At 37.8% G+C, this 25,572-nt stretch carries 16 protein-coding genes; 8 read left to right on the top strand and 8 right to left on the bottom strand.

Going from position 1 to position 25,572, the window contains the following annotated elements; translation table 11 throughout:
• Positions 1-1,127: 1,127 nt before the first annotated feature.
• From J0M37_00815 to J0M37_00845, 7 genes are all read left to right on the top strand, one after another.
• Complete coding sequence (locus J0M37_00815; GenBank protein ID MBN8583606.1) at positions 1,128-1,745, top strand: T9SS type A sorting domain-containing protein; 618 nt, start codon at positions 1,128-1,130, stop codon at positions 1,743-1,745.
• Between the two features lies 1 nt (position 1,746).
• A complete protein-coding gene (locus J0M37_00820) occupies positions 1,747-3,468 on the top strand; it encodes a T9SS type A sorting domain-containing protein (GenBank protein ID MBN8583607.1) in 1,722 nt (573 codons plus the stop codon).
• A complete protein-coding gene (locus J0M37_00825) occupies positions 3,465-5,186 on the top strand; it encodes a T9SS type A sorting domain-containing protein (GenBank protein ID MBN8583608.1) in 1,722 nt (573 codons plus the stop codon). The genes J0M37_00820 and J0M37_00825 overlap by 4 nt, the downstream gene beginning before the upstream one ends.
• On the top strand, positions 5,183-7,267 hold the full coding sequence (locus tag J0M37_00830) for a T9SS type A sorting domain-containing protein (protein ID MBN8583609.1): 2,085 nt from the start codon (positions 5,183-5,185) through the stop codon (positions 7,265-7,267). Before J0M37_00825 ends, J0M37_00830 begins: the two co-directional genes overlap by 4 nt.
• A complete protein-coding gene (locus J0M37_00835) occupies positions 7,264-9,363 on the top strand; it encodes a T9SS type A sorting domain-containing protein (protein MBN8583610.1) in 2,100 nt (699 codons plus the stop codon). Before J0M37_00830 ends, J0M37_00835 begins: the two co-directional genes overlap by 4 nt.
• Positions 9,360-11,081: a T9SS type A sorting domain-containing protein gene (locus J0M37_00840; protein ID MBN8583611.1), complete on the top strand. Its 1,722-nt coding sequence runs from the start codon at positions 9,360-9,362 to the stop codon at positions 11,079-11,081. The genes J0M37_00835 and J0M37_00840 overlap by 4 nt, the downstream gene beginning before the upstream one ends.
• Positions 11,082-11,222: 141 nt before the next feature.
• Positions 11,223-13,655, top strand: coding sequence for a hypothetical protein (locus J0M37_00845; GenBank protein MBN8583612.1), 2,433 nt, complete (start codon positions 11,223-11,225; stop codon positions 13,653-13,655).
• Between the two features lie 86 nt (positions 13,656-13,741).
• Here the strand turns inward: J0M37_00845 and J0M37_00850 are convergent, their stop codons facing one another.
• From J0M37_00850 to J0M37_00870, 5 genes are all read right to left on the bottom strand, one after another.
• The gene (locus tag J0M37_00850; GenBank protein ID MBN8583613.1) at positions 13,742-14,674 is read right to left on the bottom strand and encodes a DUF4340 domain-containing protein; all 933 of its coding nucleotides are present in this window, start codon (positions 14,672-14,674) and stop codon (positions 13,742-13,744) included.
• A gap of 52 nt (positions 14,675-14,726) precedes the next feature.
• The gene (locus J0M37_00855) at positions 14,727-16,454 is read right to left on the bottom strand and encodes a Gldg family protein (GenBank protein MBN8583614.1); all 1,728 of its coding nucleotides are present in this window, start codon (positions 16,452-16,454) and stop codon (positions 14,727-14,729) included.
• 47 nt (positions 16,455-16,501) lie between these two features.
• The gene (locus J0M37_00860) at positions 16,502-17,224 is read right to left on the bottom strand and encodes an ABC transporter permease subunit (GenBank protein ID MBN8583615.1); all 723 of its coding nucleotides are present in this window, start codon (positions 17,222-17,224) and stop codon (positions 16,502-16,504) included.
• A 4-nt stretch (positions 17,225-17,228) separates the two neighbouring features.
• Positions 17,229-18,164 (bottom strand): ATP-binding cassette domain-containing protein, encoded by a 936-nt coding sequence (locus tag J0M37_00865; protein ID MBN8583616.1) that lies wholly within the window; start codon positions 18,162-18,164, stop codon positions 17,229-17,231.
• Positions 18,165-18,359: 195 nt separating this feature from the next.
• Positions 18,360-20,504, bottom strand: coding sequence for a T9SS type A sorting domain-containing protein (locus tag J0M37_00870; GenBank protein ID MBN8583617.1), 2,145 nt, complete (start codon positions 20,502-20,504; stop codon positions 18,360-18,362).
• Between the two features lie 125 nt (positions 20,505-20,629).
• Between J0M37_00870 and J0M37_00875 the strand changes: the two genes are divergently transcribed.
• Positions 20,630-21,436 (top strand): DUF3667 domain-containing protein, encoded by an 807-nt coding sequence (locus J0M37_00875; protein ID MBN8583618.1) that lies wholly within the window; start codon positions 20,630-20,632, stop codon positions 21,434-21,436.
• Between the two features lie 52 nt (positions 21,437-21,488).
• On the opposite strand, the gene J0M37_00880 is transcribed toward J0M37_00875, so the two are convergent.
• From J0M37_00880 to J0M37_00890, 3 genes are all read right to left on the bottom strand, one after another.
• Complete coding sequence (locus tag J0M37_00880) at positions 21,489-22,787, bottom strand: T9SS type A sorting domain-containing protein (protein MBN8583619.1); 1,299 nt, start codon at positions 22,785-22,787, stop codon at positions 21,489-21,491.
• 171 nt (positions 22,788-22,958) lie between these two features.
• Positions 22,959-24,212, bottom strand: a complete 1,254-nt coding sequence (locus J0M37_00885; protein ID MBN8583620.1) for a T9SS type A sorting domain-containing protein — start codon at positions 24,210-24,212, stop codon at positions 22,959-22,961.
• A gap of 113 nt (positions 24,213-24,325) precedes the next feature.
• A complete protein-coding gene (locus tag J0M37_00890) occupies positions 24,326-25,561 on the bottom strand; it encodes a T9SS type A sorting domain-containing protein (protein ID MBN8583621.1) in 1,236 nt (411 codons plus the stop codon).
• Between the last annotated feature and the right edge of the window lie 11 nt (positions 25,562-25,572).

The following is a 25,572-nucleotide window of genomic DNA, read 5'->3' on the forward strand; positions in this document are numbered from 1 at the left end:
TGAAAACCCTCAAAAACTATCTTATTCTCTTATTGATAGCAGCATCAATAATCCAAACAACATTTTTGTTTTCGCAATCACTTGCCCCGGCTCAAAGCATTTTTATGCAAGGCAATAACATCAATGCAGTTTTCAGAACTGACGGTCTTTTTAATTATGATAAAGTTACTTTTTCCAGCGGTTCTGCAGGGTTTATCTGGCCGGTTACTTCGCCGCAAAGATTAACAGCGGTGTTTACATCGGGAATATGGATTGGCGCAAAAGTGGGTCCCCAGCGCGAGCTGAGACTTGCCGCATCATTCTATAACACTCATTATTCACCGGGCAATATTCCGCAAACAGGTCAGGTTCCTCCATCATCTGTCTGCAGCGATCCCTCCTGGCGCGGGTATTATGTCCAGCTAACTGACCCTTCACTATTTTCAGGTGGTACACGATATAAAACTGCCGGCGGAAGACAATATACATTCAATTACGATTCTTGGGCAAACTGGCCGGTACAGAAAGGCGCGCCGTATGTTGAAGTAAACGGCATACCCGGTTATCAACCTGCATGGGATGGCGACCGTCCCGGAATAGGAAACGGTATGACAGCAAGACCCGAAGAACTCTCATTTTTTGTATATATGGATTATTACAACTGCACGAATAATCTACACTATTCAGAATTATCTCTACCCGGCGGAACATTACCGATGGGTGTTGAAATACAACAAATTAATTTCATGTTCAACTGCTTCCCGCTTCGGGATATGTACTTTGTAAAATACAGGGTCATAAACAAATCTTCATTTAATTGGGATAGTACATTTATTACAAATGTAAATGATCCTGATTTAGGAGAATCAATAGATGATGCATTGGGTTGCGATACCGTAAGAAATTTAGGATTTTATTATAATTTCGATAATGATGATCCCGTTTACGGCATGAATCCACCTGCTGTAGGAATGAGATATATTCAAAGCTCTGTCAGATCTACCGGTAATCAAAATGATACTTTAAGGTTACCTTACGATACATTAATCGGATTCAAACAGAATGGAATGACGGCTTTCAATCGTCTTTCGGGTGGATCAAATGAATGTTTATCGGATCCCGATAATGCTCATTTTGCTTTTAATTTTATGAGAGGTTTAAATGGATGCGGAGAACCATATATAAATTTTGTTACCGGGGCACCAACCAGCTTCAAATATAGTGGTAATTCATGTCAGCGAACCGGTTGGTTCGATAGTCTTTGGGGTGATTGCAGAGGATTCATGAGTACGGGTCCTGTTACTATGAACTCAGGCGATACACAAATTGTAGTACTAAACTACATGATTACTCGCGATGGCGGCAATAATTTCCAGAACGTTTGCGCGCTGCAATCGCTGTCAGACTCAGCATTAAAGTACTACTACAACGATTTCCGCACTTGCATGCCCATTGGAATTGAACCGATAAGCACTGAAATTCCGCAAAAATTTGAGCTGTTTCAAAATTACCCAAACCCGTTTAACCCGGCTACAAAAATAAGGTTTCATATTCCCCTCTCGAGAGGGGTGGCCGGCGAAGCCGGACGGGGTGTGTTGCTTAAAATATTTGACATCCTCGGCAAAGAAATTGCAGTGCTGGTTAATGAAAACCTCAAACACGGCATTTATGAAATTGACTGGAATGCTGAAAATATACCAAGCGGCGTATATTTTTACTCTTTAATAACAAATGAATTCACCCAAACAAAAAAATGGTGGTGTTGAAATGAAAAAAATATTAATGTTAATACTGATTTTATCATTTAATATATATGCTCAGTCGCTAGCTCCGGTACAAAACATTTTTATGCAGGGCAATAATATAAACGCAGTTTTCAGAACTGACGGTTATTTTAATTTTGATATAGTTAATTTTCTAAATGGAAGTGCTGGTTTGGTTTGGCCAAGTACATCTCCTGAAAGATTGACTGGAATTTTCACTTCAGGGTTATTCATTGGAGCAAAAGTGGGACCGCAACGGGAGCTCAGGGTTTCTGCATCATTTTATAATACTCATTATTCACCCGGCAATATACCCGTAATTGGTCAGGTCCCGCCATCATCAGTTTGTAGTGATCCATCATGGCGCGGATATTATGTCCAGTTGACTGACCCTTCGTTAATTTCAGGAGGTACAAGATATAAAACTGCAGGAGGCAGGCAGTATACGTTTAATTATGATTCATGGGCAGCATGGCCTGTTCAGAAAGGTGCGCCATATGTTGAAGTCAATGGTATTCCCGGCTACCAGCCAGACTGGAATGGCGATAGACCCGGAATTGGCAATGGAATGACTGCAAGACCCGAAGAATTACTGTTTATGGTTTATATGGATTATACCAATTGCAGAGATACTATACACAGTTCAGTATTGGGTTTACCCGGTGGTACACTGCCTCTTGGGGCTGAAATACAGCAATTGGTTTACAATTTTAATTGTTTACCTTTAAGAGACATGTATTTTATTAGTTATAGAATTATAAATAAAAGTAATAGTCATTGGGATAGTTTATATATTTCTAATGTAAATGATGCTGATATTGGAAATTCAAATGATGATGCTACAGGCTGCGATTCAACAAGAAATCTTTCATTTACTTATAATTTTAATCAGACTGATCCCGAATACGGAAACAACCCGCCTGTTATAGGAATCAGGATGCTTCAGACACCTATTGTATTTACTGGTATAAACAGCGATACATTAAAACTACCTTATGATACATTAATTGGTTATATAACGACTGGGATGTCAGGTTTTAACGGGATAATAGGTGGAGGGAGTGGTTGTACTGCCTATTTGGGACACGCAATTAATGCCTATAATTTCATGCGGGGAAAAGATGGCTGCGGAAATCCAATAATTAACTGGGTAACAAATAAAACCACAACATTCAGATGGAGTGGTAATGCTTGTTACAGATATGGTTGGTTTGACAGTACCGGTCAGGAAAAAAGAATGATTAGCAGTATGGGATCAGCTTCTTTGAACTCCGGTGATACACAAATTGTAGTTATGAGTTATATGATAACGCGTGACGGCGGCAATAACTTCCAGAATGTATGCGCGCTGCAATCGTTATCTGATTCAGCACTAAAGTATTACTACAACGATTTTCGCACATGTGTGCCTATTGGAATTGAACCAATAAGCTCAGAAATTCCCCAAAAATTTGAGCTTTTACAGAATTATCCGAACCCGTTTAACCCGGCTACAAAAATAAGGTTTCATATTCCCCTCTCGAGAGGGGTGTCCGAAGGACGGGGTGTGTTACTTAAAATTTACGATGTACTCGGCAAGGAAATTGCCGTACTGGTAAATGAAAACCTCAAACCCGGCATTTATGAAATTGACTGGAATGCTGAGAACCTTCCTAGCGGCGTATACTTTTACTCTTTATTAACAAATGAATTTACCCAAACAAAAAAAATGGTGGTGGTAAAATGAAAACAATATATCTGTTAATACTTTTTTTATCATATAATGTTTATTCTCAAGCTCTCGCCCCGGCGCAAAGCATTTTTATGCAGGGCAATAATATCAATGCAGTATTCAGAACTGACGGGTATTTTAATTATGATAAAGTAACATTTACATATGGTGCTGCGGGCTTTATATGGCCTGTAAATTCTCCTTCAAGGATGACTGCTGTGTTTACTTCCGGACTCTTCATTGGAGCAAAAGTGGGTCCGCAACGTGAGCTAAGGCTCTCTGCTTCAATGTTTAATTCACATTTTTCGCCGGGTAATATCCCTGTTATTGGACAGGTTCCCGGAACATCAGTTTGCAGCGATCCCTCATGGCGGGGGTATTACGTACAGCTAAGTGACCCTGCATTAATTAATGGAGGGACCAGATATAAATCAGCTGGCGGCAGACAGTATACTTTTAATTACGATTCATGGGCAAGCTGGCCTGTGCAAAAAGGAGCTCCATATGTAGAAGTCAATGGAATTCCCGGCTACCAGCCTGACTGGAACGGCGACAGACCCGGTATTGGTAATGGAATGACAGCAAGACCTGAAGAACTATTGTTTATGGTATTTATGGATTATACCAATTGCAGAGATACTATACACAGTTCGGAACTTAGTTTACCCGGAGGTACAATGCCTTTAGGAGTAGAAATACATCAATTGGTTTATAATTTTAACTGCTTCCCGCTTAGAGATATGTATTTCATTAAATACAAGTTCATCAACAAAAGCTCACAGGTTTGGGATAGTACATGGATATCAAATATAAATGATTTCGATTTGGGTAATTCAAATGATGATGCAACCGGATGCGATTCAACAAGAAATCTTTCATTCACTTATAATTTTGATAACAATGATCCCGAATACGGAACTAACCCCCCTGTTGCAGGTACAAGATTCCTTCAATCTCCTTTAAGATATACAGGAAACAATTCTGATACAGCTAAACTGCCTTATGATACTTTAACCGGATATAAAATGACGGGGATGACAGGTTTTTTCAGGTTTATTGGCGGAGGTAATGAATGTTTTGGTGATCCTGATGAGGCTTTTAGAGCATATAATTTTATGCGTGGAAAAGATGGCTGCGGCAATACGTTAATTAATTGGGTTACTAATCAGCCAACAACATATTTGTGCTCAGGAAATGCGTGTTTAAGAACCGGTTGGTTTGATAGTGTATCCGGGGATAAAAGAGGAATTTCGAATATGGGTCCGGTTACAATGCAGCCGGGTGATACACAAATTGTGGTATTAAGCTATATGATAACCCGCGATGGCGGCAACAATTTCCAGAATGTTTGTGCTCTGCAATCGTTATCAGATTCAGCATTAAAGTACTACTACAACGATTTCCGAACATGTGTGCCGATTGGTATTGAACCGATAAGCGCAGAAATTCCACAAAAATTTGAGTTGGTACAGAATTATCCAAATCCGTTTAATCCGGTTACAAAAATAAGGTTTCATATTCCCCTCTCGAGAGGTGTGTCCGCAGGACGGGGTGTATTACTTAAAATTTACGATGTCCTTGGCAAAGAAATAGCCGTACTGGTTAACGAAAACCTCAAACCCGGCATTTACGAAATCGACTGGAACGCCGAAAACATACCAAGCGGCGTTTATTTTTACTCTTTAATAACAAATGAATTTACCCAAACAAAAAAGATGGTGGTGGTAAAATGAAAAAGTTAATTTTTTTGATACTGCTATGCCCTTCTTCAATTCTTCTTTCCCAGGGAGGGTGGGAACTGGTTTACTCAGGTAATATTTCATCTTACCCGGTTTACAGGGATATTAATTTTATAAATGAAACTACAGGTTTCACATTAACTAATTTTGGCTTACTGAAAACTACGAACTCATCTCATAGCTGGAACCAGGTTATAATTCCGGGATTAACAGGAGAGATCAGCTGTTATTATATTCTAAATGAAAATAATATATGGGTCTTAACAGATCATAAAGTTAACTATACTTCAAACGGAGGTATAAACTGGAATACCATTGATACAACAATTTCAGAGCCCATGTCAATCAGCTTCATAAATGCTCTAAGCGGCTGGGTTTGCGGAAACGGCGGAATGATCAAAAAAACTACTAATGGCGGCTTTAACTGGATAAGCTGCATATCAGGAACTAATGATAATCTCAGAACGATATCATTCCAAAATGCCAATAACGGGGTTTGCGCGGGCGACTGGGGAAAAATTCTTTCAACAATAAACGGCGGGTTAAACTGGATAGTTTTTACGGATCCTTACCAGGGTTTTTTTAAAAATTCGCTCTTCTACTCACAAAATTTTTATATTAGCGGCTCAGGAGTCAATATCTACAGAAGCTCTAATAACGGAAATAACTGGAGCCTTTCATATCTTAATGCTTCGGTTATTTCCAGCATCAGATTCAATTCACAGGGAAGAGGTTTTGCTTTTGGCTCACCAAATGATATTTTTTCATCAATTAATAACGGGCTATCGTGGGAACGGATGAGTCCAAACGGGTTAAACCCTGCAGTTTATGGCTCATCTGTTACCCCAAACGGAACTATATGGATAGCTGCTGACAGCAGCATGATATTAAATTCAACTAATTCCGGCGCAGGCTGGAATGAGATCATCCGGAATTATATAACCGGGGAAAATTTAAATGCTGTTTATTTTACTGACCAATTCTCAGGTATAGCATGCGGGAATAAAGGAGTACTTATTAAATCTACTAATGGCGGAGTGAACTGGAAACATACCGGTTTAAATGAAACAGGAAATCTAAGGTCAGTAAAATTTACTGATAATAACACGGGTTTTATCTGCGGCGGTAACGGTTCAACTGAGGGAGTAATTTACCGAACAACGGATTTTGGGACATCCTGGGTAAATCAATTCAGGGATTCTTCCCACTTGAACAGTATTTTTTTTATCAATTCTCAAACAGGCTGGGCAGCCGGTGTAAAAGGTATATTTTTAAAAACCACAAATAGCGGTATAATCTGGGTAAGAGAGCGTTTTCAAGATACTACTATAAATAATATTTCTTTCTTAAATAATAATACAGGTTTTATTTGCAGCAGGAAAATATATAAAACCACTAACTCAGGAACAAACTGGTACCAGGTTTTGAATAATCCATCATATCAAATACAGGTTACAGGCAATACCATTTATGCGCTAAGCAAATCCTTAAACGTGAATTATATAAATAAAAGCACTGATTTTGGTGAATCCTGGAGCAGTACTTCGCAGGGAAGCGGTTCAAATTTCAGCTTTTACTTTGTTAACTCTGAGACAGGATGGTTTAGTAACAGTTCAGCAGTCAGAAGGACTACAAATGGCGGAGCAAACTGGAGCATACAGCCCGGCACAGGGATTTCAGTATTAACTATCTTTTTTACAGATCCTTTGCATGGTTGGGTTGCCGGTAATTCCGGTTCAATCGCAAGAACCATAACAGGGGGAATAGGTATAACACAAATATCATCTGATGTACCAATGGATTACCAATTGCAGCAAAACTATCCAAATCCTTTCAATCCCGCTACAAAAATAAGATTCAATATTCCTGCATTTGCAGAGATAACCCGGCGGATCGTCTCCCTGAAAATTTACGATATACTTGGCAAAGAAATTGCCGTACTTGTAAACGAAAATCTCAAACCCGGCATTTATGAAGTTGAGTGGAATGTACAAAATATTCCAAGTGGTGTGTATTTTTACTCTTTAATAACCAATGAATTTACCCAAACAAAAAAGATGGTAGTGGTAAAATGAAAAAAATAATACTGTTTATTTTTATAATTCTTATCTTCAAACTGGATTCATTTGGCGGCTGGGAAGTAATTTATCCCGGTTTGAATATTTACGGATCATATTATAAGGATATAGCGTTTTTCAATGATCAGACCGGATGGCTGTTAACACAATCAGATGTAAGAAAAACCACAAACGGCGCTCAGACCTGGATAAAGTATGACCTTTCAAGGGGCTATTACACATCAATGACCTGCGCCCAGTTTCTCAATAAAGATACAGGCTGGGTATTAGTCGGCAAATTCCTGAACTTTACAACAAATAGCGGAGCAAACTGGACGATAATGGATTCTTCTACTTCTAATATCAAAAGTATGCATTTTCTTGATATCAATAACGGCTGGGCATGTGGCAGCAGCGGTTCAGTTTATAAAACCACAAATGGAGGAAAAAACTGGTTAAGTATAAATACGGGCACATCAAACAATTTAAATGCTGTTTCATTTGCAGATAATAACTTTGGAGTTTGCGGGGGTGATTGGGGCACTATTATATGGACAACAAATGGTGGATTGAATTGGAATAATTTTACAGATAGTTATATTAATTTCTTTACAAATGTAAAATGTTTCAATAACCAAACCTGCATCGTTACAGGTACAGGAAGCATTTTATACCGGACAACCAATCGCGGAGCATCATGGCAGCCTCATTTTACAAATTTATTAATACAGAATACTATTGAGCTTGATCCAGCAAACAACGGTTATATTTTCGGTTCTCCGAATTCTTTTATAAGAACGGCAAATTCAGGAAGTACGTGGGAAACGATTACTTCCGTGAGCTTGTTTTCCCGGTTATATTCAGCTTCAATCACACCATCAAATACATTCTGGTGTGCAGCAGATAGCGGTATTATATTCAGATCATCCACTAACGGTAACAATTGGGATATAGCTTACAGGGAATACATTACCCAGGAAAATTTAAAATCAGTATACTTTGTAAATCAGTCAACTGGTTTAGCAGCTGGTACACACGGAATAATGCTTCGAACAACCAATGGCGGAATCAACTGGAACAGTCAGTTCCTTGGTACAGATAAAACATTTAATTCAATTCAGTTCGTTAATTCAGAAACAGGATATGCAGCAGGGGGTGAAAGCTATAGCTTTGGTATAGTTTATAAAACTACAAATTCCGGCATCAGCTGGCAGCAGGTTTACCGTGATTCACTGCAGTTGGTTTCAGTACATTTTATAAATCCATCAACAGGATGGAGCGCAGCCAACAGCAGGGCAATAATTAAAACCACGGATGCAGGAAATAACTGGAGTAAATCCATTATAACAACAACTCAACCCCTAAATAATATTTATGATATTTTTTTTATTAATGAAAACACCGGGTTTATAGGAAGTACCGGAATGTATAAAACAACTGACGGTGGTATAAACTGGTACAGGGTACTTGTTTATATTACACAATCCATCCAGTTTATTGGGAATAGCGGTTTTGCAATTACTAATGCAGCAGGAAATTTCATGAAATCAACAAACACCGGCGAAAACTGGGTGTCATATCCAACCGGAGGAAGTTACAGAGGAGACGTATTTTTCATTAATACTGAAACAGGCTGGGTTAATACACCGAATATTATCCGTAAGACTACTAATGGAGGTATTAACTGGGCTGTACAAAACACTGACTTAAACTCAATTTCTGCCAACGCATTATTTTTTATTAATGAAAATATTGGCTGGGCTGCAGGCAATTATGGCGGTATAATGCGAACAACTAACGGCGGCATAGGAATTTCAACTATTTCAACGGAAATTCCCAGGCAGTTCAATTTGTACCAGAATTATCCTAACCCATTTAATCCGGTAACAAAGATAAGATTCAGTATTCCCTCTACTCTGGAGAACCGGCAATCAGTCTCGCTGAAAATATACGACATTCTCGGCAAAAAAATCGTCGTGCTGGTAAACGAAAATCTGCTACCCGGAACTTATGAAACTGAATGGAATGCCTCAAATTATTCAAGCGGTATATATTTTTACAGTCTAATAACTGATAACTTCACCCAAACCAGAAAGATGGTATTAATAAAATGAAAACTTTAATATTATTTATTGCTCTTAGCTATTCTGTTTATGGACAGTCACTCGCTCCGGCGCAAAGCATATTTATGCAGGGCAATAATATTAACTCTGTTTTCAGAACAGATGGCTATTTTAACTACGATAAAGTAACTTTCCTGAATGGAAACGGAGGTTTTTTATGGCCTGTAACTTCACCTATACGAATGAGTGCTATTTTTACAACGGGTATCTGGATCGGCACAAAAGCGGGTCCGCAGCGTGAACTAAGGCTTGCGGCATCTACATATAATTCCCATTATTCACCCGGTAATATTCCCGTAATTGGTCAAGTACCGCCGTCATCAGTTTGCACAGATCCTTCCTGGCGGGGATATTATGTACATTTAAATGATCCTGCTCTTTTTAACGGCGGCACGAGATATAAGATGGCAGGAGGGAGACAATATACCTTCAATTATGATTCCTGGGCAAGCTGGCCCGTGCAGAAAGGTGCGCCATATGTTGAAGTAAACGGTATACCCGGTTACCAGCCTGCATGGAATGGGGACAGACCTGGTATCGGTAACGGTATGTCAGCAAGACCTGAAGAAATATTATTTATGGTATTTATGGATTATACTAACTGCACTGATTCCATTCACACAAGCGAAATGAGTTTACCCGGGGGTTCAAAACCATTAGGAGTAGAAATTCAACAAATAGTTTTCAATTTCAATTGTTTCCCATTGCGTGATATGTATTTTGTAAAATACAGAATAATAAATAAAAGTTCATTGGTTTGGGATAGTACCTATATAGGTATTTGCAGTGATACCGATCTGGGCGATGCCGGTGATGATGTAACCGGATGTGATACAACAAGAAATATGGGATTTGTATATAATTATGATAATAATGACCCGATTTACGGAACAAATCCTCCAGCAGTTGGTATTAGGCTGCTGCAAAGTCCTTTGCGTTTTACAGGTTCAAACTCTGATACTGTAAAACTGCCTTATGATACTCTAATAGGTTATAAATCAATTGGTATGAGTTCGCATATGTCATTTAAAAATAACGGGCCTTGCTATTCAGATCCATCTGATGCTGTAACCGCATACAATCTTTTATCCGGTTTTAATGGATGTGGTGAACAATTGATAAATTGGGTAACAGGTCAGCCAACAAAATTCCTATACAGCGGAAATGCCTGTCAGCGCACAGGCTGGTACGATAGTAATTCCCAGGATGTAAAAAATTTTATCGGCTCAGGCCCGTATATTATGAATTCCGGTGATACACAAATTGTAATGACAAGTTTTATGATCACACATGAAGGAGGCAATAATCTGCAGAATGTTTGTGCATTACAGACTCTTTCCGATACTGCTCTGTCAAACTATTACAGGGATTTTTCTAATTGTATTCCCATAGGTATCGAACCAATAAGCAGTGAAATCCCTCAAAAATTTGAGCTGGCACAGAATTATCCAAATCCGTTTAATCCTGTTACAAAATTTCGATTCTCCATTCCCCTCTCAAGAGGTGTGGACGGCATAGCCGGACGGGGTGTGTTGCTTAAAATTTACGATGTACTTGGCAAGGAAATTTCCGTTCTGGTAAACGAGCAGCTCAAGCCCGGCATTTATGAAATTGACTGGAACGCTGAGAACATACCAAGCGGCGTATATTTTTATTCACTCATAACAAATGAATTTACCCAAACAAAAAAAATGGTGGTGGTAAAATAGATTTTACAATTTGATTCATCAACCAAAATGGTGTCAGGTATATACCTGACACCACTTTTTTAATGTAAACAGGTCATATTAATTTTTACATTTAAATTGATGTAACTCCATTATATTTTGGGCTTTAAAATTAAAAAATTGATGAATTCAGCCCAAAATCCGGTTTCAGTTTCAAAAAATAATTATATTGGAATATTCCTCGTAGCGCTTTCAACCTTAATGTATGAAATACTGCTTACGCGTATTTTCAGCGTTACTATGGGTTATCATTTTGCGTTTATGGCAGTATCTCTGGCAATGTTCGGTATGACTGTTGGAGCTATAATTGTTTATATATTCCCTCATAAATTCCCACAGGAAAAAATAAATATTATATTAACAAAACAGGCGTTTTATTTCAGTATAGCAACACTTTTAAGCTTTTTAATTCATCTGTTCATTCCCTTCATTCACGGTATGTCCTTATTGGGAATGGCTGTAACTGCGTTTACTTATGCAGAAATTTCCGTGCCATTCGTATTCAGCGGAATATGTATCTCGCTGCTTTTAACACGATTCCCTGCATCAGTTAACAAGCTTTATGCCGCTGATCTGATAGGTGCTTCATTGGGCTGTATTCTTGTGGTAGTGGTGCTTAATGTTTCAGGCGGACCCACAGGTGTATTTATTACTGCGCTGTTTTCTGCTGCAGCAGCATATACCTTCAGCCGAAACTCTGAAATAAAAACATCGATCGGTAAATCCATTGCAGTATTTTCTCTTGTAATACTTGTATTTTCGGTATTTCATACAGTTCTTGTTCAAAAACATGAACCGCTTCTCAGATTATTCTGGGTTCGCGGTGAATGGGCTGAAAAGCCTTTATATGAAAAATGGAACTCGTTCAGCCGTGTAAGCATTGATGGCGACTCAACCAAATATGAAACGCCGTTTGGCTGGGGTTTAAGCAATAAGTATGACCGCTCAAGGAAAATACGTCAGCTTATGCTGAATATCGATGCGCATTCAACAACAGTGCTTTCGCACTTTAACGGAGATACATCAGAGCTTTCGCATTTAAAATATGATGTATCGAACCTTGCACAATATATGCGTCCTAACGGCGATATAATGATCATCGGCAGCGGCGCAGGGCGCGATGTGCTTTCATCACTGGCATTTGGGCAAAAAAATATCCTAGGCATTGAAATAAATAAGGATATGATAAGCGCTATCAATAATGATTTTGGCAATTTTACCGGGCACCTTGATAAATATCCGCATGTTGAGTTTGTCGGTGATGAAGCCCGAAGTTATATTCAGAGAATGGATAGCTCCCGGAAATTCGATATCATACAGGTTTCAGTAATTGATAACTGGTCTGCTGCAGCATCAGGTGCATTTGTACTCACGGAAAACGCATTATACACCACAGAAACCTGGAAGCTGCTCTTTAGCAGGCTGAAACCTGATGGAATATTAACCGTTACCCGTTTTTACCGTGCAAAGCCAATTGAACATTACAGGCTAATGAACATAACTGCTGATGCTCTTTTGGAATCCGGTATCAAAGATATCCGCAGCCATGTTATGCTGATAAAATGCCAGCAGCAGGAACGACTCGAGGACAGAAGCGGCACTGGTACACTTCTAATCAGCAAAACACCGTTCAGCAGCAAAGATCTGAACATGGTTGATAGTCTTTGCAGAACATTTGAATTTGAAGATATCATTTCTCCCCGAAATGCGGCAGACTCGGTTTTTGTTAAGCTCACAAATGAAAACCTAAGGGGTAACCTTAATAATAACTTTCCGCTAGATATCACTTCACCAAGCGATGATAAGCCTTTTTTCTTCCATTATATGAATTTTACAGACCTGCCAAATACTCAATTATGGAATATGTGGGATATGGGCTTTAATGCAAAAGCTATATTCATCCTGCTGACTCTTGCCGGTACAATGGGATTTTTATCTCTTTTGTGTATAATTGTTCCGCTTAAGCTTACCGCCAAAAAGATTCAGCTTAAAGGCACTTCATCATTCTTTATCTATTTTACCGGTCTTGGTCTAGGCTTTATGCTTATAGAAATTTCACAGATACAGAGGCTTAATATATTCCTTGGTCACCCGACATTTAGCCTTGCGGCGGCACTGTTTACAATGCTGCTTTCAAGCGGAATAGGCAGCTTTTTAAGCGGGGCTGATAAACCCGGTGCTGCAGGAAAAAGTAAATTGAGGTTTATTATATTGATGATCATACTGGTATTATTTGGTCTATTTACACCTTATATAGTTGAAACTTTCAGGGAGTATTCAACTGAAATCAGGGTTTTGGTTTCTGTACTTATACTTTTTCCAATGGGATTATTCCTCGGAATGGCATTCCCGATCGGTATGAAACTTGCCGGTGAAAAGGCTCCCGGAATTACACCGTGGTTATGGGGTATTAATGGTGTAATGAGTGTTCTTGCAACTGTACTTTCAATAATAATCGCAATGAATTACGGAATTTCATCTTCTTATTGGGCCGGAGCAATATGTTATTTAGCAGCGTTTGCTGCGCTGCTTTCTTTTACAAAAAAGAGAGCTTAATTATCATTTACGCAAAATAAAAAAGACCTGCCGCTGTTGGCAGGTCTTTTTTATTTACCTTATAATACTTTTACATTATGATACTTTTACTTGGTTGGTTTAGGCGGAATAAAATCTGATCGTTTTTTCATCAGCTGTGATGCTAATGCAGCAAATAATTTAAACAGCTGGTTATTTCCGCTTACCTGAGTTATATATGAAGCAACAGCATTCGGATCAGTCTGTGCTTCTTTATATAAATTTATCACTGTTGGCTGGCCTGCCCCGTTAATAGTAACTGTGTAAGTTGGCACCGGGAATGTTGTCATGACAGTATCTTTAAAATCATCAGTGTTAAAGTTTGCCAGCAGATTTAAAAACCCTTCCATAACAGAAGAAGATACTGAATCACCAGCGATACTCCACTTACCAGCTGAATCCTTTGCAACCGTAAAATCTACTTTATTTGAATCAGAGGATTTAAATGAGACTGAGTTTACTGTAAACGGCTGGATTGACAAGATAAATTTATTCCTGTAATCTTTTGATGGCTTTGTAAACAAAGCGGATGTTAATTCAGAAGCCAGTAAGATCCTGTTCTCTTCCGGTTTTTTGATATAGGAATTATTTGTAGATTGTGTTTTACCCAGTATAAAAGTACCCAGCAGCTTTCCTTCCTGGTATGTTGAGATCAGGGAATTATTCACTGAATCCAGATAGCTGTTGAATTTAGCCGGATTTTCCGAGGCAATACTTTCAATTGTAAAATTTTTCAGATCTTTTAAAAGCAAATATACATTTGTAGTATCAGCAGGATAGTTTATTGGCTTAGTCAGCTGCCACTGGTTGTTAATTTTTTCCAGTACCACAGTCTCACCTGTTTTTACAATTTCAATTTTATCAATTTTGGATGAATCTGCTACAAACAGCTTCGCATCGATTTTTTCAGTTGATACTTTTTCGCCGGTTCTGAAGAACAGGAAATATAATGCAATAAGTACCGCGAAAACTGCAAGTAATATTTTAATTGTTTTATTCATATACTGCTGTAATTATATCTTTTCTATTGATTTCTTTGGTTAATAATTTCTATCAGTTTTTAGCTGCTTTTTTTCTTCTCCATTTAAACAAACCGTATAACAGAACAAGTACCGGCGGTCCGGCAAGCATTCCGTATTTTACAATGGTTTTCGTACTGTCTTCAATGGAATCAAGCGGTTTGGGATTTGAATCTTTCATTCTGATAGCAGAAAGTCCTGCATCATCACTCATATAGTCTATCATATTTGCAAAGAAAAGAAGGCTTTCATCAGGTCCGCGGAAATCATCCTGGGGAAAATCGCCGTTGCCAAGAACTATAATTTTTGATGCCGGGCTTTCGGGTTTTACACTCGTTTGAGGCGCATTTGAACCTGCAGCAGTATCTGCCGGGATCGGCTTTCCGTTATAAAAGCTTTTAAATACACCTTCATATATTGCTCCAACATTCAGATCTTTTGCTTTGAACATTGTATCAGGCAGCATTTGCCCTGAAGCCTGAACAATAGCAAATTCATTTGAAACACCGGTTTTTGGAGATGTAGTTAACAGTGGAAGAGCTTTTATACCTTTACTTCCAGCTGCATTAATATCAATATCACTTGTAAATCCTAAAAATACCTGACCTATATTTGCGAAAGAAGGAATATCACGGTTTATGTTCACGATTTTCGGATAATACGGGAATGGTATTTGTGTATACATCTGAATTGGGCCCTGCTGAACAGGAACCTGGACAAATGCGCATTCTTTATCAGTGATAATTGTATTGTTCAGTTTTACGCCATAATTATCAAGCATATCTTCAAGACCGGTCTGAACAACTTGAGCGATCTGGAACTGCTGTTGTGATGCAACATTAACACGGCTCATCATGAACATTACTTTGCCGCCATTCATAATATACTGATCTATAGCAAACTTGATATTTTCAGGAATGACCGGAGGAGGAGCCTGCTGCTGACCCATCATTTGCTGCTGCTGAGGAGCTTTCGGTGAAAACACTACCAATGTCTTTATATCAGCAGGTATAGGATTATTTTTGGAAGCATCTACATTTGTAACATTATAGAATTTGGATAAATATTGATTAACCTTGCTTATCTTTTCTACACCTGGCATACCATCACCTGATAGAATACCGATCTTTTTAAGCTCAGGTTGTGTCAGCCTGTTAATAACGCCTGTTATTTCATACTCAAGGTTATCTGTGCTGCCAATGAAGGGAATAGCTTCCTGCTTTCCGCCATATAGTAAAACAACACCCATATAAGCTTTTAGCGCTTCTGCCCTGTCATTTTTCACGGTCTGCACCTGTACCGGCTGAATACCGTATTTCTGAGCTTCTTTTTCCAGCTCATCCTGGTCACTTGGACTGATGATCTCGTATGTAATTTTTCCGTTGGCGGCATTGCGGTAATCATCCAGCAATTCCTGCAGGTACCTGCGGTTATTGTTATACGGAGCAGGTAAATTATCCGTGAAGTAAGCTTTTACAACAAGCTTATCATCAAGCTTAGATACAATTGATTTACTTGCATCAGAAAGCGTATAAATTTTATTCGGAGTCAGATCCCAGCGGAAAAATACCTGTACTGCTATTACATTCAGCACTACAAGAATACCTGCTACCAGTAAAACGCTTAATATTGCCTGGCGGCGTTTTGATTCGGTCTTCTTTTTTCTGCCGGTTAACCGTTCATCCTGTTCAATCTCTTCGGATGATTCTTCGGTAACTTCCTCTTCTTTTAATTCGTCTTTATTTTCTAATTCTTCAGCCATATTTGTATATTAAAGATACTTGTTATTAAATTAATATAATTACCGGTTTACCACTTTCTGCTTTCAAGTGAAACCTTTGTTAAGAAGATCGTGAAAAATATCATAGAGAAGTAATAAATAAGCACTCGTGAATCGATAACTCCCCTGGATATATTGCTTAAATGATAGTCGGTAGTTAAATATTCAAAAAAGGAAACTACTGATGTCGGGAAAACTATAAGCAGCTTTCCGAAAAGGAAAAAGAATAAACAGATAAGCACGCTTACAATAAATGCAATGATCTGGTTTTCGGTGAGTGATGAAACAAATACACCTATACCGATAAAGAACGCGCTCATCAATATGTAGCCTAACAGGCTTGTTAAGAACGGCCAGAAAGGAATGGGTCCGATCATTTTAATGATAATGAAATATAAAACTGTAGGTGAAAGCGTTATAACTATCAGTGTGAGCGCTGAGAGATATTTGCCGAGAATAAGCTCAATATCAGTGACTGGCTTGGTAAGCAGCAGCTCAAGGGTTCCCTGTTTCTTTTCTTCAGAAAAGCTGCGCATTGTGATAGCCGGAATAAACACAACAAAGAGCACAAGCTGGATAAAGAAGCTGCCGAAAAATTCCCTCATTGAAGCTATATTTATCTGGAAGAAGCTCATTGTGAACAGGAATCCGGATATTGCCATAAACACTATCATAACAATATAAGCTACCGGGGAATTAAAGTATGATTTAAGCTCTTTTGTAAAAATTGTTTTTATATTCTGTGTATTCATAGTATTACTTTGTTAACTCCCTGAATATATCTTCTAATGATGATTGTTTTGTCTGCATTGAAAGCACCGTTGCCTTTTGCTGCATTACTTTGTTTGAAATTACTTCCCTGAGATCAGCGCCTTTATCACCAAAAATATTGAAAACAAATGAATCGCCGGTATCTTTTACGAATTCAACTTTGTTAACATTCCTGATCTCTTTTAAAGCGCCGCTAAGTGCAGATTTATCACAGTTGTTCTTAACTTCAAGAGTTACTACGCTTTGACCTTTTGATTTTGCCTGCAGCTCTTCAGGTGTACCGTCAGCAACGATCTTTCCCTTATTAATGATAATTACCCTGTTACATGTTGCTGTTACTTCTGAAAGGATGTGGGTTGAAAGAACTACAGTTTTTTCCCTGCCAAGCTTTTTTATCAGGTTCCTTATCTCGATGATCTGGTTCGGATCAAGCCCTGAAGTCGGCTCATCAAGTATCAGGACATCAGGATTATTGATCATAGCCTGGGCAAGCCCTACACGCTGCTTGAACCCTTTGGATAAAGTTCCGATATCTTTATGTCTTACTGAATCAAGTCCGCAAACCTTAATCATCTCTTCGCGTCTTTTTTTGATATCAGCTGCGGGAATACCATCGAGCTTCGCAACAAAATCCAGGTAATCAACCGGGTTCATATCATAGTATAGCGGATTGAGCTCAGGCAGATAGCCAAGCTTTTTCCTTACTTCAAGAGATTTATCTTCAACATCAAAACCATCAACTACTACTGTGCCTGATGTTGGCGGAAGATAAGTTGTAATTATCTTCATGGTAGTGGATTTTCCGGCGCCGTTTGGCCCTAAAAATCCAAGGATCTCTCCTTTTTTTGCTTCGAACGAAATATCATCAACGGCAAGATAGTCACCATAGTATTTCGTTAAATTGTTTACTTTTATTGACATAAATTATAAATTTTGAACTTAATTCATATAAAAAAGACGTAAAATTCCCTGTTTTTTGTTAGCTGGCTCCTTGAAAAAAAAGGCTTAAAAAGCCAATATTATCGGGTGGATAAGCACAATTATATAGATTTTATCACTTTTAAAAAAGGGATAAGTTGGGTATAATAACCTGCAGAAAAATACAACAAACACACATTATTTTATAAGAACCATCTTATTTGTAAACTTAAATTTACCTGATATAAGCCGGCAAAAATATACACCGCTCGCAAAACCTGTTCCGTCAAAATCTATACTATATATACCGGCTTTCAGATTACCCAACGGATATTGTCTGACTTCCCTTCCTGTAACATCGTAGATTTGAATATTCACGTCATCTGACTTAGAACTAAAAGGAATTGTAAATTTTATCTTAGTAACCGGATTGAATGGGTTTGGATAATTTTGGTATAATCTGAATTCATTAGGTAGAGTATTGCTAATCGGTTCAATACCGATTGGCTCACCGCCGCCATTTGTGGTTTTGATGATTGTTCCGTTTGAACCTACGGCATACCCGGTATTTTCATTTATGAAGTAAATACCATGCAGATCAGGAGATTTAGTTCTGATTCTGAACCAGTCATTTCCTCCATTTGTGGTTTTATAAGAAACCCCCTCTGCACCGGCGTAGCCAACATTTTCATTTACAAAATAAACACTGGAAAGCAGATAAGTACCCGGCAGGTATGTATAATCCCAGGTTATACCTCCATTGGTAGTTCTTACTATGAATCCTATATTATAGACTTTGTTGCCAACTGCAAAGCCCAGTTCAGTATTAACAAAATGAAGATCGGTAAAATAAAAAACCGAATCAAAATAATATGTAATCCAGTTTAAACCTCCATTAACAGTTTTCCTTATTACGCCCCTGTCTTCACGACCTGCGCAATATCCTGTATTATTATTCAGAAACTGAACATCTTCAAAATATAAGGTGAGTGGAAGTTTGTTAACTTGCCAGGTTAATCCGCCGTTAACAGTTTTTAAATTATGCCCGTTTTTGGATACTGCGTAACCTGTATCAATTGACGGGAATGATATTCCATGAACTGCCGACCCTAAGAGTGAATCAATAACAAAAACCTGCCAGTTAATGCCGCTATTAGTTGTTTTTGCTATATGCGACCAATTCGCGCCTGCAAACCCTGTATTTTCATTTATAAAATCAACACAGTTAATTCCATTATTATCAGCAGTAAATCCTATCCAGTTGTTTCCTGAATTAGTAGTTCTATAAATCTTTCCTCCGCTTGAAGCAATAAAACCGGTACTCGGATTTACGAAAACGATATCATCAAGGTAATCGGTAAAACCGCTGCTAATTTCATTCCAGTTTGTACCTGCATTACTCGTTGTAGAAATTACACTAGTCCAAATTTGGGACCAATTTAAGATACTTTTGAAATATAAATTTTGAGTACCTGAAGTCACATATCCTGTTGAGATCCAGTTTGAACCTGCGTTACTTGTTCTATAAACATCACTGTTTGAGTAGCCGTTACCAAAAGAAAATCCTGTCAGGTTATCTAAAAACTGAAAATTATTTGGAGCAAAGTTACCTACAGAGTCCCAGTTAATACCTCCATTTGTTGTTCGGTATAATTTACGCCCAAACCTTAACTGACTTATGAAGCCTGTTTGTTGATTTATAAAATGAACGCCCACTAAACTGCCAGTAGCAGATGTCTGAACAAGTTCCCAATTGCTACCTGCATTTGTTGATCTGAATAATCTTGATCTGTCATTAATGTTCTCGCCTGCCGCATAAATATCATTAATTGAAGCTATTGAAATACTAAATATAATTATTGAATCCGGTACATCAAAACATAATGACCAATTACTCCCTGAATCAGATGTTTTAAATATCCTTGTTTTAAATGATTCAAATTTCATCAATGCAAAACCATTTTGATTACCGCTAAATTTAATTGAAATTATCTTGTCGGGAAAACCGAGATAAGTACCATTAAAATTGTTACCACCATTGGTTGTTTTATAGATAATTCCATTATCGGTACCTATGAACCCTGTATTTTGATTCACAAAATGAAATGATTCAAAATTTTCAGTTATATTATTTTCCATTAAGAAATAACTGATTCCATTGTTTGTAGATTTAATTAATGTTCCGTTTGCACCAATCAAATAACTTGTATTATTTTCAGTAAATATTATACCTGAAAGATAATTCCCCTGCGGCAGCGGATTTTGCCAGAACCAGCCCTGCTGGGCATATATATTTAATGTGGAGATAGATAAAAAGAGAAAGGTGTAAACTATTTTTTTCATAACAAGGTGAAATATATTACTAAAACTTAACAAAATAATGGTGTGTTTTCAATACCATAATCCAAAATTATTATTTTCAGTAAATTATATGTTATAATTTCAAATATCTCATTATCTTGCTTTAAATGCAGGAAACAATAGACAAAACCGGGCATATCTGCCAAAACTGCGGAGCTGAATTATCTGGCAAATTTTGCTCTAATTGCGGCCAGGATAGTTCGCTGGCTTTTAATCGCTCAATTTTTTACATAATTATTCATTTTCTCGAAGAATTGTTTGTCTGGGATTCCAGGATATTCCGTTCGGTGAAATATTTATTCACGAAGCCCGGATTCTTAACCTATGAATATATCTCCGGAAAGATCAATAGTTATATTTCTCCGCTTAAAATGTTTCTCTTTACCAGTTTAGTACTCTTCTTTATTATGATACAAAGTGATCCTGATCATTACAAATCAATGATATCTGAATCTGAAGAAGATGATTATTTTGTATCATTTGTAATTGAACAGCAGAAAAACAGCAGCAGTACTCCTGAAGTTTTTAAAGATAATTTTAACGATCAGTTCAACGATAATATTACTTTATATTTACTGTTAACAATGCTTATATTTTCACTTCTGCTTAAGCTGTTATATTTTACAAGAAAATATTATTACAGCGAGCATTTAGTGTTTACCCTTCATTTTTTCACTTTTGTGCTATGGTGTCTGCTTGCAGGCGGATATTTAGAACGTTTTGTTGATGAACTGTTATTCTTTTTCCTATATTTTGTTCCGGGTATATATTTATTCTTTTCGGTTAAACGGGTCTATCATAAATCCTTTTGGGGAGCTTTTCTTGTTGCAGGTTTCATGACCGTTTCATACGGCATACTTATTTCTATATGGATCTTAGGTTCTGTAATGTTGAGCGCTTACCGCGCAGCATAAAAAAAGCGGCTGAAATATTCAGCCGCTTTATAAAAAATATTATAATTTAAGTTTATTTTAAAACTATCATTTTTTTGGTTTCTGTAAAATACCCTGCTGTCATTCTGTAATAATAAACCCCTGAACCAAGTCTGCCCGCATCAAATGTGATCTCATAATTGCCTGCCTGTTTGAATTCATTTACAGGAGTTGATAGTTCTCTGCCTAATAAATCAAATACCGATATTTTTACAGATGAACTTTGCGGAACTGAAAATGAAATATTTGTTGATGGATTGAACGGGTTCGGATAGTTCTGCGAAAGCGAATATTCATTCGGAAAATTATTATTGGAATTTATTCCGGTTAGAATATTCAGTGTATCTGCAAGTTTGATTATATTTCCGTTAGATGAAACCGCATAACCATATATTACCATTCCGGAGTGCATAAAATCAAAATGTGTTAAATTTGTAACTCCGGGTGTTGGTGTTGTGACCCAGCTTATGCCGTTATCAGTGCTTCTTTTAATTCCGCCGTTTGAACCCAGTATATATACAACAGGAGTTGCGGGAACCCAGACAAAATAACATGTTCCGGTAACTCCGCTGCCAATGTTAACGTTCATCCATGTTACCCCGCCGTCAGTAGTTCTTGATATATTCGGCAAGGAGGTAGCTGTTGCAGCAACCCCGTATAACTTGTTGGAATGGAAAGCTATAGCAGATGTGTAATTTCCGGATACGCTTAACTGCTGCGTATTCCACGAGCTGGAGTTATTTGTAGTAAGCCTTACTCTAGCAGCACCGTTATTCAGTCCAAATCCGTAAAAATCATTATCAACAATCATTAAGGAGTTTTTCGCATTTGAAACACCCGTTACACCGGCGCTTAGCTCAACCCAGTTTGCACCTGAGTTTGATGTTCTGTAAACCTTCTCAGCAATAGCCAGTCCGAAAATATTTCCATTGAGTTTTGTAAAAGCAAGCCCGGTAAAATGTCCTCCGTTTCCTGATGTTGTCAGGATCGGCTGCCAGTTCACACCGGCATTCGTTGTTTTGTACAACGAAGCATTTCCGTTTACTTCACCTTCGCCAACAAATGCAAGATTATCATTTAAAGTATATACACAATAAAGATCGTTTGCTATACTTCCGGTTGATACTGTTAACCAGCTTACACCGCCATTAGTCGTTCTGAATACCTTAGGTGCGTTACTGGAGCCTCCGGCTATCCAGACTGAGTTTATTCCGGATACGCATATACTCGGACTGCTACCTGGATTTGTAACAACACCAGCAGGCTGCCATGATTGTGAAATTAATGTAAAGGTAAATAAAAATTGTATCAAAATTATTATAAATCTAGTCATATCGACCCCCTTTTAACTAAATTAGCTAACTTATATAATGATTTAAATAACGAAATCAGGGTATATAAATTTTTTGCTAATGTTAGGTAAAATTGCAACTTTTAAAGGTTTTTCAAAAGAAAAGCCACCTTATAATACAATAAAGTGGCTGGGATTAAGATATTTCTACAATCATTTCAAAAGAATCATTTTTTTAGTTTGTGTGAAATCTTTTGTAATTATAGAATAAAAGTAAATCCCGCTGCTGAAATTTTCAGCATTCCAATATGCAGAATAACTTCCCAGGGAAAGTTCTTTTGATGTAAGTACTTCTGCCAGGCTTCCTTTCAGATCGTAAATTTTCAGCTCAACAAAGCTCTTTTCTGGAATACTGAAATTTATTACAGTGTTTGGATTAAAAGGGTTAGGATAATTCTGCTCAAGTACATATCCGTTTGGTACCTCATTACTTATAAGTGAAACAGAAAGCGGAATATCTTCACACATTACATAATATGGTTTTTTATTGTAGGTTGTATTCCAGATATTATAGATCTGAGTTAATGATTTCCACTGTACCCTTCCGCCTGCAGTTAAAGCATTTACTGAATCAATGAACTGGGAAATTTTAATGACCCTTGATGCATTCAGGTCTCCGACATTAAAAATTGAAAATGCAGGATAAAACCCGGAATCAGAAAGCCTTCCGTTATCGATCTGGCGGACAATATTTCGTACAGTTTCTGTATTATAATAAATATTGGAAGTATCTTCTATATGATTTTCGCAGCCATGAGCAAGCAGAACAAGATGCCTGGTTGAATCATGTACATAGTATTCATTCATACTTTTGGGCTTCCAGGCTCCAAGCGGGTATGGATCGTTAACATGAAGCGGTGTACCCCCGCCCCATAAAATATCAGGCTGCCAGAAATAAAAAGGATACATCCTGCCGTATTGCCCGTCATCAAGATCTTCCCAGTTATTTCCATTTATCACTGTATCATATAAAAAACCACCTACCACCTTTGTCGGCGTTATTCCAAGCTGCTGATGCAGGTAAGCAACATCAGCATAGTTGTAACCGTTAGCTTCGTGGGAATGCGGGTCGCAGAATACTCCTTTATCTTCAACCATCCATTTGATAAGATTTTTCCCGTTTGTATTTAAAACTACGGAACCGGTATCGAACATTGCTACGCCAAGCAGGAATTTCCAGTCAGACTGAAAGCTCCATGCAGCACCCTTGCTCTGCACAGTGTTTGCAAGCTGAACTAGCAGATCACGTTTTGGTTTATAATAGCTGTAAGTTGTCCAGTTAGTATTATCTTCATTATGTGAGACCAGTGTCATATACACAGGAGGATGTGTCTGAGACTTGATACCGTGAAAATGTGAGCCTGAAAACAGTATTATTGTAAAAACTGTAAAAAATAAAATTTTCATGATCTGCCTCCATAATATTTAATTATGAATTTGACAACTGAAGGCAAAATTGGTTTAATAAAAAAGGCGTTCATTTTGAACGCCTTATGCAAAAATTATTATTAGTGAAAATTTTACTTTACAAGTACCATTTTCTTTGTAGAGTTAAAATCACCTGCCTGGATAGAATAAAAATAAACACCGCTGGAAAATGCTGATGCATCCCAGTCAGCTTCATATGTTCCCGGCTGCATAGGTTTATTCAGAATTTCAGCAACTTCCCTTCCTGAAATATCATAAATTTTAAGTGATACACTTCCTGCAACAGGAATGCTGAATTTGAATTTGGTTACAGGGTTGAACGGATTGGGATAATTCTGCTCTAGTGAAAAAGCTTCAGGTATTTCATTGCTGAGCGGTTCAATAAAAGTAATACCGCCATTAGTTGTTTTGAGTATCTTACCTGACCAGTTGGAAATATATCCCGTAGTTGCAGATGTAAACCATACATCAGTCAGAATTTCATTTAACGGTGATGTTTGCGGGGTCCAGTTATCGCCTCCATCAGTAGTGCGAACAATAGCTCCGTTATTACCGCAGGCATAGCCTGTCACAGCATCTATGAAATATACACCAAAAAGTGACTGGGTAGTGCCTGAGTTTACCAATGTCCAGTTTGCTCCGCTGTTAGTAGTTTTTACAATTCTTCCTGCATCAGAAACATACAGCCCCAGGTTCTCATTGAAGAAATAGATCTCCCTGAAATTTTCAAATCCGCTAATTGAAGGAGCGTTCATATTTACCCAGTTTGCTCCCTGGTTTGTTGTTTTCAGTGCAATTGAATACCCTGAAATAAATCCTGTATTTTCATTTATGAAATGAATTGAATTAAGCGAAGTTTGTGTCGGCGATGCAAGTGTAAACCAGTTAATTCCTGCATTTGTGGTCTTCATTATCCTTCCTGTTGAGCCGGATGTAAAACCTGTTAAAGAGTTCACAAAATATAAGCCCCACAGCTGCAGTGTAGGTTCAGAATTCACCGTGATCCAGTTGTTCCCGCCATTGACTGTTTTAATAATTAAGCCGTCATTGCCGCTCATATATACAGTATCAGGATGGCGCAGCCAAATTGCCATAAACCGCATTGAAGTGTATCCTGAACTTTGATCAATCCAGTTTTGTCCTGCATTTGTTGTTTTATGTATATTGAATGTTGATCCGTTATACAGCGGAGCTGTAGTATAACCGGTGTTCTGGTCATAAAACCTGACTGTTTGCAGAGATTGAGCCGGACTGAAAGTTGTTTGTATAAACCAGCCCTGCGAATATGAAATGAAGGGAATTAATAAAATTAATATTATTTTTTTCATGTGATTTATTT

The sequence above is a fragment of the Ignavibacteria bacterium genome (assembly GCA_017303675.1).
GTDB lineage: Bacteria > Bacteroidota > Ignavibacteria > Tepidaquicellales > OLB5 > OLB5.